Origin of the sequence: Streptosporangium sp. NPDC020145, assembly GCF_040631275.1 — a bacterium.
Classification (GTDB): domain Bacteria; phylum Actinomycetota; class Actinomycetes; order Streptosporangiales; family Streptosporangiaceae; genus Streptosporangium.
Genome location: NZ_JBEXZT010000039.1, coordinates 25740 through 38065, shown reverse-complemented (window position 1 = coordinate 38065; position 12326 = coordinate 25740). Strand labels below are relative to the sequence as shown.

Below are 12326 nucleotides of genomic sequence, written 5' to 3'. Positions count from 1 at the left end.
GGAGCAGGCATGCCGGACTTTGTGGACCAAGTGGTCCTGCACATCAAGGCCGGTGACGGGGGACATGGCTGCGCCTCTGTCCATCGGGAGAAGTTCAAGCCGCTCGGCGGCCCCGACGGAGGCAACGGAGGCCGCGGCGGCGACGTGATCCTTGAGGTCGACGCCAACACCGCGACGCTGCTGGACTACCACCGCCGCCCGCACCGCAAGGCGGCCAACGGCAAGCAGGGCCAGGGGTCCAACCGTGACGGGGCGAACGGCGACGACGTCGTGCTGCCCGTCCCCGACGGCACCGTCGTCAGGAACGCGACGACCGGCGAGGTCCTGGTCGACATGATCGGCGCCGGCACCCGCTACGTGATCGCCGAGGGCGGCCACGGCGGGCTCGGCAACGCCGCCCTGGCCTCGACCAAGCGCAAGGCCCCCGGTTTCGCGCTGCTCGGCGAGGCCGGCGACGAGCTCGACGTGATGCTGGAGATGAAGAGCGTCGCCGACGTCGCCCTCGTCGGCTTCCCCAGCGCGGGCAAGTCCTCACTCATCGCCGCCCTCTCCGCGGCCCGACCCAAGATCGCCGACTACCCGTTCACCACGCTGATCCCCAACCTCGGCGTGGTCACCGCGGGCGACACGATCTTCACCGTGGCCGACGTGCCCGGCCTGATCCCGGGGGCGTCCGAGGGCAAGGGGCTGGGGCACGAGTTCCTGCGGCACGTCGAACGCTGCAACACCCTCGTGCACGTGATCGACTGCGCGACCATGGAGCCGGACCGCGACCCGATCAGCGACTACGAGGCGATCGAGGCGGAGCTGAGGGCATACGGCAAGCTGGAGGACCGGCCGCGTCTGGCCGTGCTCAACAAGGCCGACGTCCCCGACGCCCGCGAGCTGGCCGACATCGTCAGGCCGATGCTTGAGGAGCGGGGCATGCGGGTCTTCACGATCTCCGCGGCCACCCACGAGGGCCTCAAGGAGCTGACCTACGCGATGGGCGAGATGGTCGACGCCGCGCGGAAGGCCGCGCCGGTGGTCGAGCCGACCCGCCTGGTCATCAAGCCCAAGCAGCTCGGCGACACGGGTTTCACGGTGCGCCGGGTCGACGACAACACCTTCCAGGTCACCGGGGCGAAGCCGGAGCGGTGGATCCGCCAGACCGACTTCACCAACGACGAGGCCGTCGGTTACCTGGCCGACCGTCTCGAACGGCTCGGGGTCGAGGAGGAGCTCACCAAGGCGGGTGCGAAGGCGGGCGCCGAGGTGATCATCGGCTCCATGGAGAGCGGCTACATCTTCGACTGGCAGCCGACCCTCAACGCCGAGGCCGTGCACCAGGGGCCGCGCGGTACGGACAACAGGCTCGGATAGCCTGCTGTCCGGCGGTGATCTCCGCGGCCCCTCCGACTCCGGGAAAGGTGAGCGTTTCGTGGACTCTGTGCGCGATCGAATCCGTACGGCCTCGCGCCTCGTCGTGAAGGTGGGTTCGTCGTCGCTCACGACCCCGCAGGGGACGATCGACGTCGACCGGGTCGACGCCCTGGTCGACGTGCTCGCCGCGCGCCGTACGGCGGGGACGCAGGTCGTGCTGGTCTCCTCCGGGGCGATCGCGGCGGGTCTCGGCCCGCTCGGTCTCTCGGCCAGGCCGCGTGACCTGGCCACCCAGCAGGCCGCGGCCTCGGTCGGCCAGGGGGTGCTGGTCGCCCGCTACACCTCCTCCTTCGCCCGCTACGGCCTGCGGGTCGGCCAGGTGCTGCTGACCGCCGACGACATGATGCGCCGCTCGCACCACGTCAACGCCCAGCGCACGCTGAGCAGGCTGCTCGAACTCGGCATCGTCCCGGTGGTCAACGAGAACGACACCGTGGCCACCGACGAGATCCGCTTCGGCGACAACGACCGGCTCGCCGCCCTGGTCGCCCATCTGACGCGGGCCGACGCCCTGGTGCTGCTGTCCGACGTGGACGCGCTCTACGACGGCGACCCGCGCCGTCCCGGTGCCAGCAGGCTGCGGGAGGTGCGCGGCCCGCAGGACCTGGTCGGGGTCGAGCTGGGCAGGGGCGGCGCCGTCGGCACCGGTGGGATGGTCACCAAGGTGCAGGCAGCCAGGATCGCCACCGGTGCGGGCGTGCCGGTGGTGCTGACCGCGGCCGCGCACGCCGCGCAGGCCCTCGCGGGCGCCGACATCGGCACCTGCTTCCACCCCGACGGCCGTCATCCGGGCACCCGCCTGCTCTGGCTGGCGCACGCGACCACCGGGCGGGGCAGGCTCCACCTGGACTCGGGTGCGGTGGACGCCGTGGTCGGGCGCCGCAAGTCGCTGCTGCCCGCCGGGGTCACCGCCGTCGAGGGAGACTTCGCCGCGGGTGACCCGGTCGATCTGTGCGGGCCGCTCGGCGGGGTGGTCGCCAGGGGACTGGTCAACTTCGACGCCGTGGAGATCCCGGACCTGCTCGGCCGTTCGACGCGTGAGCTGGGCGCCAGCCTGGGTCCGGAATATGAACGCGAGCTCATCCACCGTGACGACATCGTCATACTGGAGTCCCACCACTAGTTCTTTTGGAGCGCGACATGTCCGAGGACTTCCTGAAGGTAGCCCTGGCGGCTAAGGAGGCCGCCGCCGAGCTGGCCCCGCTGCCGCGGGCCCCGAAGGACGTCGCGCTCCGCGCGATCGCCGACGCCCTGGTCGCCAGGTCGGCCGAGATCGTCGCCGCGAACGCGCTCGACGTCGAGCGGGCGGAACAGAACGGCGTCCAGGCCTACATGATCGATCGGCTCAGGCTCGACGAGGGACGGGTCGCCGCCATCGCGGACGCCGTACGCCAGGTCGCCGACCTGCCCGACCCGGTCGGTGAGGTGATCCGGGGCGGCACGCTGCCCAACGGCCTCGAACTGCGCCAGCTCAGGGTGCCGCTCGGCGTGATCGGCATCATCTACGAGGGCCGTCCCAACGTGACCGTGGACGCCGCCGCGCTCTGCCTGAAGAGTGGCAACGCGACCCTGCTGCGCGGCTCGTCGAGCGCCTACGAGTCGAACACGGTCCTGGTGAGGATCATGCAGGAGGCGCTGGCGGGCACCGACGTCCCGGCCGGGGCCGTACAGCTGGTGCCCGGGCAGTCCAGGGAGTCGGCCAAGGAGCTCATGCGGGCCCGTGGCCTGGTCGACGTGCTGATCCCGCGCGGCGGGGCCTCACTGATCAACTCGGTGGTCGAGGAGTCGACGGTCCCGGTCATCGAGACCGGTGTCGGCAACTGCCACGTCTACGTGGACGCCGAGGCCGACCTCGACCTCGCCCTGGAGATCCTGGTCAACGCCAAGGCGCAGCGCCCCTCGGTGTGCAACGCCGCCGAGACGTTCCTGGTGCACGCCGACGTCGCGGACGCCTTCGTGCCGCGCGCGCTGGCCGCGCTGGCGGCCGAGGGCGTGACGGTGCACGGCGACGCCAGGATCGCCGCCCACGGTGACGGCGTGGTGCCCGCGGGGGAGGAGGACTTCCTGGCCGAGTATCTCTCGCTGGACATCGCCGCGGCCGTCGTGGACTCCCTGGAGGAGGCGGTCGCGCACATCAGGAGGTACGGCTCGGGCCACACCGACGCCATCGTCACCCGCTCCGTCACGGCCTCCCGGCGGTTCGTCGCCCTGGTCGACTCGGCCGCGGTCGCGGTCAACGCCTCGACCAGGTTCACCGACGGCGGCGAGTTCGGGTTCGGCGCCGAGATCGGCATCTCCACCCAGAAGCTGCACGCGCGCGGGCCCATGGGCCTGCCGGAGCTGACCTCCACCAAGTGGGTCTACACCGGTGAGGGGCATCTGCGCACCGGTGCGGGCACGGTCATCGCCTCCTCGGGTGCTACGAACGGTTAGAGCGTGTCGCTCCGGGTGATCGGGGCCCAGGGTGGTTTGACTGGGCCCCATGGAGACCGTGATCGCGTTCCTGTTCGTCGTCGTCGTGCTGGCGTGCCTCGACCGCCTGATGCTGTGGCTTGAGGACAGGGGGCATGTGCGCTGGCGCCGTACCGGAAGGCGGGACCTGTCGGCCGAGCCGACGGCGGAGCTGGACAGCCTCCTGGAGGACTCCCGCCCCTGAATCGGCACGGATCTTTCCCCTCCTACGGCGCGCCTCCGGAAAATCGTCATATTCGCCCGCTAGGGTGAGGACTCCTATGGCTGGAGAGCAGGGAAGCACGGGCGAACGTGCGACCCGGTAGGCACAGCGGTCCCCCCAGGGCCATGTGGCCGACGCAGGAGGTCACGTGGGTCGTCTCGGGCGCGTCGGCTCCTACACGTTGGTTGAGCGCTTAGGCCGGGGCGGCATGGGTGAGGTCTACCACGCGACCAACAAGCGTGGTGAGAGCGTCGCCCTCAAGATGCTCCACGACGCCGTCGACGCCGACGCGGAGTCGCGAATACGCCTCGAACGCGAGGTGCGCGCGCTGCGCCGGGTCGAGAGCCCCTACGTCGCGCGGGTCCTCGACGCCGACCTCGCCTGTGAACGCCCCTACCTCGTCATGGAGTACATCGAGGGAGACACCCTCCTCGACCGCGTACGGCGCGGCGGCCCGCTCGGAGGGACGGCGCTGATCAACCTGGCCCACGGCCTGGCCACCGCCCTGTCGATCACCCACGCGGCAGGGATCGTCCATCGTGACCTCAAGCCCGCCAACGTCCTGATCAACGTGGAGAACGACCCGGTCCTGATCGACTTCGGCATCGCCCAGGTGCTGGACGCCACCCGGCTCACCCTGACCGGAACCTTCCTGGGCACCCCCAGCTACGCCGCTCCCGAGGTGTTCGCCGACGAGCCCGTCGGCGAGCCCGCGGACGTGCACGCCTGGGCGGCGACCGTCGCCTTCGCGGCGACGGGGCGCCCCACCTTCGGCAGGGGACCCGCCGAGGCGCAGATGTACGCCATCCTCAACGGCCAGGCCGACCTGGCCGGTGTCCCGGCGGCGCTGCTCCCACTGGTGCGGGCGGCCCTGCACCGGGAGGCGGCCAAGCGCCCGACCGCGGCCCTGCTCACCGCCCGTCTCAGCCGCCTGGCCAGGGCCGCGGGAGCGGAGCAGCGGCCGCGCGGCGCGACGCGCCAGGTTCCGGTGGCCGCCGCGGCGGGTGCGGCGCGCAGAGCGGAGGCGCGCCCGCGTGGGACGGGCACCAGGACGGAGGAGCCGCCGCGGGCCGGACGGCCCGTCCAGGGGCACGAGGGGGTCACGCGTCAGCCCGTGACCGGTGAGCCGTCCGGGGACAGGCCCGTCCGGCGGATGGTCAGGAGGCCGCGGGCGGGAAGCGCAACAGAGGACTCCGCGCCCGGCAGGCCGTCCCAGAAGGGCAGTGCGGCGCTGGGGTTGCTGCTGGCCGTACTGGCCGTGCCGTGTGTCGTGGCGACCGTGATCTGGCCGGTGGCCACCTTCGCCGTGACGGGGGCCTGCGCCGCGCTGGTCCGTTCGGTCTGGGCCGGGCACCGGCTGGCGCGCGGACGCAGGACGGCCAGGTCGCGGGGTGTCCTGCGGGCCGCGTCCTTCCCGCCGGTCTTCGCGATCTCGCTGCTGACCGTGCTCGCCTGGCCGGGGGTTCCCGCCGCCGCGGCGGCCTGGGTGACCCTGTGGCTGGCCTGCGGGGGTTCACCGCCGCCTGAGTGGTGGTTGCAGCCTGCCCCGGTGATCCTCGCGGGCGTCGTGTTCGGCGTCCTCTGCGGCATGATCGTCAACCGGGAGGTGGAGCGGGTCGGCGCGAGGTTCCCCGAGCTTCACAAGGAGGGGCTGCGCATGCTCGCGTTGCTGGGCGGGTTCGTCGCCCTGTGCGCGGCCGCGGTGCGCGCGCTCGCGTTCCTGATCTAGCCTCCGGAGCGCCTCACGGGGCCTCCGGAAGGGGTGGCCTTCGGAAAAGGCCCGGAAGGCGGCCTTCCAGACCTTTTCAGGGAGCCACGCCCTCAGTTGCCGTCGCGGCGGGCGAAGCGGTTGAAGATGCGCTCACCCGCGTTGACCGCGCCCTCGGCGACGTCGCGAAGGACGCCGATGAAGGGGTCCTGCGACTGGGACCAGGACTCGCGGTAGGAGCGGGCGGCGGCCCTGACCTCCTCGGAGATCTTGGCGTTCGCGTCGTCGGCCCGGCGGGGGTAGTCGCCGGAGAGGATGGTCTCGTACTCGCCGCTGCGGCGCCACTTGTCCAGCTCGGCCACCCGGGAGACGGCGAACGGGTGGGTCGTGCCGAGCAGGTTGAGGACCTTGAGCAGGCCGTCGCGGACGTCACCGGCCGTGTCGTACTCGCGGGCCTGGTCGAGGAAGGCCTCGATGTTCATCTCGTGCAGGCGGGAGCCGCCGGCGAGCTTCATCAGCGCGCGCAGCGCGGCCTCCGGGTCCTGGCCGCAGAGCAGACCGCCGCGGTCGGCCGACAGCTCCGACTTGCGGTGCCACTCCTCAAGGCCGGCGACGATCGCGCGCAGCCCGATGTAGCCGAGCGGGATCCAGGCGACGCGGGTGGCCAGACGGGTCAGGATGTCCAGCATGGTGCGGTAGACCGCGTGGCCGGACAGGATGTGCGCGGTCTCGTGGCCGACGACGAAACGCAGCTCCTCGTCGTCCATGAGGTCGAGCAGGCCGGTGGTGACGACGATGAACGGGTCGTCGAACCCGATCGCCATGGCCTGCACCTGCGGGCTCTGCTGGACGTACACCTCGGGAATGCGGTGCAGATCCAGGGTGTAGGCCGCGTCACGGCCCATGTCGTGCAGTGTGCGGAACTGGGTCTCGCCGGTGCGCACCGCGGAGGCGAGGTAGATCAGGCGCAGGCGGCGCTCACTGATCAGGCCGGACATCTGCTTGAGAACCGTGTCGAACCCACTGAGCGAGCGCAGGGCTACCAGCGCGGACCGGTCGGCGGGATGTTCGTAGGCACGTGAGCTTACGCCGGGAAGCTGCACGCGATTGCGATCCGGGGTGGTGGTCATGTCCGGCATGCTACGTCGGGCCCGCCGGGCATGCGCGGGGGGTGATTAAAAGCCGGGTACGGCTTACGCGTATGGTCCGTTTCATGATGAAAGCGGCCAACGGCACGGGGAAGAGACGCCTGGGAGTCATGGGCGGCACCTTCGACCCCATCCATCACGGGCACCTCGTCGCCGCCAGTGAGGTCGCGCATCACTTCCACCTCGACGAGGTGATCTTCGTGCCGACGGGGCGGCCGTGGCAGAAGGCCGACAGGACCGTCTCGGCCGCGGAGGACCGCTATCTGATGACGGTCATCGCGACCGCCTCGAACCCGAGTTTCTCGGTGAGCCGGGTGGACATCGACCGCCCCGGGCCCACCTACACCATCGACACCCTCAGGGAGATCGCCGCGGCGGGGGGAGCCGACGTCGAGCTGTACTTCATCACCGGGGCCGACGCGCTGTCGCAGATCCTGGGCTGGCACGACGCCGACGAGCTCTTCACCATCGCGCACTTCGTCGGGGCCACCCGGCCCGGTCACATCCTGCGCGACCCCGGGCTGCCCGAGGGCAAGGTGAGCCTGCTGGAGATTCCGGCGCTGGCCATCTCGTCGTCGGAGTGCAGAGAACGTGTCTCTTCCGGACAACCCATCTGGTATCTGGTCCCTGACGGTATTGTGCAGTACATCAACAAACGCGGCCTTTACCGTCATGTGCGCTCTTCGCCGGACCATCAATCCGTTTGCGACGTGGAATCGGGTGGCACACGATAGGCGTTGTACCCGAAGGCGGCTCTTCGACAGGCGTTCGATCGGGCACCCTGATAGGTGACAGCGCCGACTACTGGAGGACTAACCGAAACCGTGACCGCAACCGACAGATCCGTCCAGCTCATCAGGATCGCCGCCGAGGCCGCGGCCGACAAGCTGGCCGACGACATCCTCGCCTATGACGTGAGCGACCAGCTCGTCATCACCGACGCCTTCCTGCTCTGCTCCGCCACCAACGACCGTCAGGTCCGCTCCATCGTCGACGAGATCGAGGAGCGGCTGCGCGTCGAGGCCCACGCCAAGCCCGTCCGCCGTGAGGGAGAGCGTGAGGGCCGCTGGGTTCTCCTCGACTACGTCGACATCGTCGTGCACGTCCAGCACGAGGAGGACCGCACCTTCTACGCCCTGGAGCGGCTGTGGAAGGACTGTCCCGCCATCGCCCTGCCCGACAGCGTCGCGCAGGCCGCCGCCCAGCGTGCCCGCCCGGCGGTAACTGAGTGAGCCGCCGTGTCGTCTGCCTGAGACACGGTCAGACGCTGTGGAACGTCGAACACCGCTTCCAGGGCCACAGCGACATCCCGCTCGACGAGACCGGCGTCGCCCAGGCGGCCAGGGCCGCCTCGCTGCTCGCCGCGCTCCGCCCCACCATGATCGTTGCCTCCGATCTCCAGCGGGCCTATGACACCGCCTCCGCGCTCGGCCGTCTCACCGGTCTGAGCGTGTCGGTCGACAAGGACCTGAGGGAGCGGGGCGGCGGCGAGTGGGAGGGGCTCACCCGCGAGGAGATCTCCGCCGGGTGGCCCGAGCAGTACGCCGCCTGGGAGGCCCCCGGCGGTGAGGAGGTCGCCGACGTCGCCGCGCGTGTCTCGGCCTCCATCCGCAGATGGGCCGAACGGCTCGACGAGGACGGCCTGCTGGTCGTCGCCTCTCACGGAGCGGCGATCCGGCTCGGCATCGCCCACCTGCTCGGCCTGCCTGAGGATCTCTGGTCCGCCCTCGGCGGCCTGGGCAACTGCTCCTGGTCGGTGCTGGAGGAGGGACGCAGGGGCTGGCGCCTGATGGAGCACAACGCCGGAACCCTCCCCGAGCCCGTCCAGAGCGACGACAGCCCCGAGGTGACGCAGAGCTGACCCCTCGTACGGCTCACGCCCGGTGAAGGGCGAGAGCCGTACGGTCGTCGATTAGGTGAACCCCCGGGTGTCCTTGTATGCTTCCCAAGCGCCGCAACGAGAGCACTCGGAGCGGTGACCAGGGGCTATGGCGCAGCTGGTAGCGCGCCTCCATGGCATGGAGGAGGTCTGGGGTTCGAATCCCCATAGCTCCACAGGACCGGCGAGATCCCGCCCGATCAGCTGATCGGGCGGGATCTCGTGTTTTCTGCAGTTCTTCGGCAGTGGGCAGACAGGCCTGAGACGCCCTGATCCGTGGGGCGGGGCCGGCGCACGATAATCGATGACATGTGGTTCGGCTTGCTCGGCGCGACGGAGATCAGGGACGCCGAGGGCGGCCCGGTCCCCGTCGGCGGGCCCAGGACGCGCGCGCTGCTGGCGCTGCTGGCCCTCGACGCGGGCCGGGTGGTGACCGTCGAGCGGCTGATCGACGGCCTCTACGGTCAGGAGACGCGTGGCAACGCCGCCAACGCGCTGCAGGCTCAGGTCTCCCGGCTCAGGAGACTGCTCGGGCACGCCGGGACGGTCGAGTTCACCCCCGCCGGTTACCGGCTCGCGGTGAGCCCGCAGAAGGTGGACGTTCACCGGTTCGAGGCACTGGCCGCCCGGGGACGGCGAGCCCTGGAGGAGGGGGACGCCCCGCGCGCGGCCGGCCTCCTGCGCGAGGCGCTGGCCCTGTGGCGGGGGCCCGCGCTGTCCGACGTGGACGGTGCCCCGTTCGCGCGCGGGCAGGCCGTACGGCTTGAGGAACTGCGGCTCTCGGCCGTGGAGGAGCGGGTCGAGGCGGAGCTCGCCATGGGCGGGCACCGGGCGCTGGTGGCCGAGCTGACCGGCCTGGTGGCCGCGCACCCGTTGCGGGAGCGGCTGCGGGGTCAGTTGATGCGGGCGTTGTACGGCGGTGGCAGGCAGGCCGAGGCCCTGGCCGTCTACGAGGAGGCCAGACGACTCCTCGCCGAGGAACTCGGCGCCGATCCGTCAACGGAGCTGGCCGCCACGCACCTGGCCGTGCTGAGGGCGGACCTCTCCCTTCTCTCCGGGCCGGTGGTGCCCGCCGCTCCGGAGAGGCACGCGCTCACGGCCCAGCTCACCAGCTTCGTGGGCAGAGGGCGGGAGCTTGAGCGGGTCGGCGCGCTGCTCGAACGGGCACGCCTGGTCACCGTCACCGGGCCGGGAGGGGCGGGCAAGACCCGGCTGGCGGTCGAGGTGGCCACCCGGCACCCGGGGGAGGTCCGGTTCGTCGACCTCGCGCCGTTGAGCCGGGACGCGGAGGTGCCCCAGGCGGTCTTCGACGCCCTCGGGCTGCGCGAGGCGTGGCTCACCCCCGGACTCGGCAGACCGGGAGGCGACGCGGTCGAGCGGATGGTCGCGGCGCTCGCCGCACGGAGCGTCCTGCTGATCTTCGACAACTGCGAGCACCTCGTCGAGGCCGTCGCGGCGCTCGCCGGGCGGCTGCTCGGCGCCTGTCCCCGGCTGCGGGTCCTCGCCACGAGCAGGGAGGCGCTGGGCATCACCGGCGAGAGCCTGTGCCCGATCCCCGCGCTCGCGGTGCCGCCGAGGGGAACCCCGGCGCGGGAGATGCCCGGTTACCCGGCTGTCGAACTGTTCGCCGACCGGGCCGCCGCCGTGCTGCCCGGGTTCACCGTCGGGGAGGACAACGCCGAGGCCGTGGGACGGATCTGCCGGGCACTCGACGGTCAGCCCCTGGCGATCGAGCTGGCCGCGGCCAGGCTGCGTTCCCTGCCGGTCGGCGAGGTCGCCGCCAGGCTGGACGACCTGTTCGGGCTGCTGTCGCGCGGCAGCCGTACCGCGCAGCCGAGGCACCGCACGCTCAGGGCGGTGGTCGAGTGGAGCTGGGACCTGCTGGGGGTGGAGGAGCGGGCGCTGGCCGGGCGGCTGACCGTCTTCGCCGGGGGCGCGACGCTTGAGGCGATCCGCGCGGTGTGCGGGCTGCCGGACGGCGGCACGGTCGAGGCGCTCACCGGCCTGGTGGACAAGTCTCTTGTGGAGGTCTCGGGAACCCGCTACCGCATGCTCAACACGATCAGGGCGTTCTGCGCGGAACGGCTCGCTGAGGCGGGGGAGACCCGGCGGACGCGGCGCGCGCACGCGGAGTACTTCCTCGGCCTGGCGGTACGGGTCGAGCCACGCCTGATCACCGCCGAGCAACTGGAGTGCCTGGCCGCGCTGGACGCCGAGCGCGACAACCTGCACGCCGCGCTCCGCCACGCCACCGAGGCGGGGGAGGCGGAGCGGGGGACGGCGCTGCGGCTGCTGGCGCGCCTGACGACCTACTGGTGGCTGCGGGGACTGCGCAGCCAGGGGGCGGCGCGGGCCGAGGAGCTCCTGCGCGGGATCGGCCCGCATCCTCCGGAGGGGCTGGAGGAGGAGTACACCGTGGGCGTCCTGAGCATCGCCTCCGGCGGGCCGCGCGGCGAGTTCGACGCCCATCTGGGCAACGCCGTCGCGACGATGCTGGCCGGGGGCCGTCCGCCCAGGCAGCCCTTCATGACCATGTTGCTCGGCATGGCCATGGGCATCCCGGAGGCACACACCGCGAACCTGGACGACCGGTGGTACGGGCTGGTCGGCACCGACCCGTGGAGCCGGGCCCTGAACCACCTCGGTGAGGGGCTCGTGGCGGCCTACACCGGGCGGCTCGGTGAGGCGGAGGACAGCCTGTCCGCCGCGCTGGCCGGTTTCCGGGCGGTCGGAGAGCGGTGGGGGACGTCGGTCGCGCTGTCCGAGCTCGCCAAACTGGCCTCCTGGCGCGGAGAGGCCGAACGGGCGTGGGCGTTGTGCGACGAGGCCCTGCGGACGGCCCGTGAGCTCGGAGCCGAGGAGGACGTCGCCGGGACCCTGTGCCAGCGGGCCGGTGTGCGCCTGCAGACGGGGGATCTCCGGGGGGCCGCGGAGGACGCGGAACGGGCCGCCGTGCTGGCGCGCCGTACGGGGGCCTCCGAGGTGTTCGCCCTCACCCGTCACGTGCTGAGCACCGTCGCCAGGGCGCGGGGTGAGACGGCACGGGCCAGGAGCCTGGCCGAGGAGGCGCTCGCCGGGTGCCCCTCCGGGTGGTTCGGCGGTGAGGAGGCCCGGGCCACGATCATGATCGGTCTCGGGCTGACCGCCGAGGCGGAGGGCGTCGCGGGGGAGGCGCTGGCGTGGTACCGCCGGGCGCTGGCCTCCACGGCGGACCTGCACAACGTGACGATGACGGCCCTGGTCGTCGAGCTGATGTCCGGGGTCGCGCTGCTTGAGGGTGACCCGGCCAGGGCCGCCCTGCTGCTGGGCGCGGGTACGGCGGTGCGTGGAACCGCGTCGGCCGGTGACGTGGACGTGGTCCGGCTCGCCGGGGCCGCCAGACGCGCGCTCGGCGACCGGGCCTACGAGGAGGCGTACGGCCAGGGCGCCCGTATGACACGTGAGGAGGCGTTGGCGATGACCGGGGCCGGTGTTTCCGGAGAACCCGCCTGACGG

General features: G+C 71.9%; 10 protein-coding genes and 1 tRNA gene. 10 read left to right on the top strand and 1 reads right to left on the bottom strand.

The window, feature by feature from the left end; translation table 11 throughout:
- Positions 1-9 precede the first annotated feature (9 nt).
- The 5 genes from obgE to ABZ463_RS38290 all read left to right on the top strand — a co-directional run bounded on the left by obgE (position 10) and on the right by ABZ463_RS38290 (position 5825).
- Positions 10-1362 (top strand): GTPase ObgE, encoded by a 1353-nt coding sequence (gene obgE / locus ABZ463_RS38310; protein WP_352016349.1) that lies wholly within the window; start codon positions 10-12, stop codon positions 1360-1362.
- 58 nt (positions 1363-1420) lie between these two features.
- Positions 1421-2545, top strand: a complete 1125-nt coding sequence (proB, locus tag ABZ463_RS38305) for a glutamate 5-kinase (RefSeq protein ID WP_362784390.1) — start codon at positions 1421-1423, stop codon at positions 2543-2545.
- A gap of 17 nt (positions 2546-2562) precedes the next feature.
- Positions 2563-3855 carry a glutamate-5-semialdehyde dehydrogenase gene (locus tag ABZ463_RS38300; RefSeq protein ID WP_362784388.1) on the top strand — a complete coding sequence of 431 codons (1293 nt, stop codon included), beginning with the start codon at positions 2563-2565 and terminating at the stop codon, positions 3853-3855.
- Positions 3856-3904: 49 nt separating this feature from the next.
- Complete coding sequence (locus tag ABZ463_RS38295; protein ID WP_362784385.1) at positions 3905-4078, top strand: hypothetical protein; 174 nt, start codon at positions 3905-3907, stop codon at positions 4076-4078.
- 166 nt (positions 4079-4244) lie between these two features.
- Complete coding sequence (locus ABZ463_RS38290; RefSeq protein ID WP_352016345.1) at positions 4245-5825, top strand: serine/threonine-protein kinase; 1581 nt, start codon at positions 4245-4247, stop codon at positions 5823-5825.
- Between the two features lie 92 nt (positions 5826-5917).
- On the opposite strand, the gene ABZ463_RS38285 is transcribed toward ABZ463_RS38290, so the two are convergent.
- Positions 5918-6943, bottom strand: a complete 1026-nt coding sequence (locus ABZ463_RS38285) for a M48 family metallopeptidase (RefSeq protein ID WP_184715434.1) — start codon at positions 6941-6943, stop codon at positions 5918-5920.
- A 74-nt stretch (positions 6944-7017) separates the two neighbouring features.
- Between ABZ463_RS38285 and nadD the strand changes: the two genes are divergently transcribed.
- The 5 genes from nadD to ABZ463_RS38260 all read left to right on the top strand — a co-directional run bounded on the left by nadD (position 7018) and on the right by ABZ463_RS38260 (position 12323).
- Entirely contained in the window at positions 7018-7686 is a 669-nt protein-coding gene (nadD, locus tag ABZ463_RS38280; RefSeq protein WP_352016344.1) for a nicotinate-nucleotide adenylyltransferase, read from the top strand.
- Positions 7687-7776: 90 nt separating this feature from the next.
- Positions 7777-8184: a ribosome silencing factor gene (gene rsfS, locus ABZ463_RS38275; protein ID WP_352016343.1), complete on the top strand. Its 408-nt coding sequence runs from the start codon at positions 7777-7779 to the stop codon at positions 8182-8184.
- Positions 8181-8813: a histidine phosphatase family protein gene (locus ABZ463_RS38270; protein WP_352016342.1), complete on the top strand. Its 633-nt coding sequence runs from the start codon at positions 8181-8183 to the stop codon at positions 8811-8813. The genes rsfS and ABZ463_RS38270 overlap by 4 nt, the downstream gene beginning before the upstream one ends.
- 121 nt (positions 8814-8934) lie before the next feature.
- Positions 8935-9007 (top strand) — tRNA-Ala (locus ABZ463_RS38265).
- Positions 9008-9140: 133 nt separating this feature from the next.
- Positions 9141-12323 (top strand): BTAD domain-containing putative transcriptional regulator, encoded by a 3183-nt coding sequence (locus tag ABZ463_RS38260; protein ID WP_362784379.1) that lies wholly within the window; start codon positions 9141-9143, stop codon positions 12321-12323.
- The last annotated feature ends 3 nt before the right edge of the window (positions 12324-12326 follow it).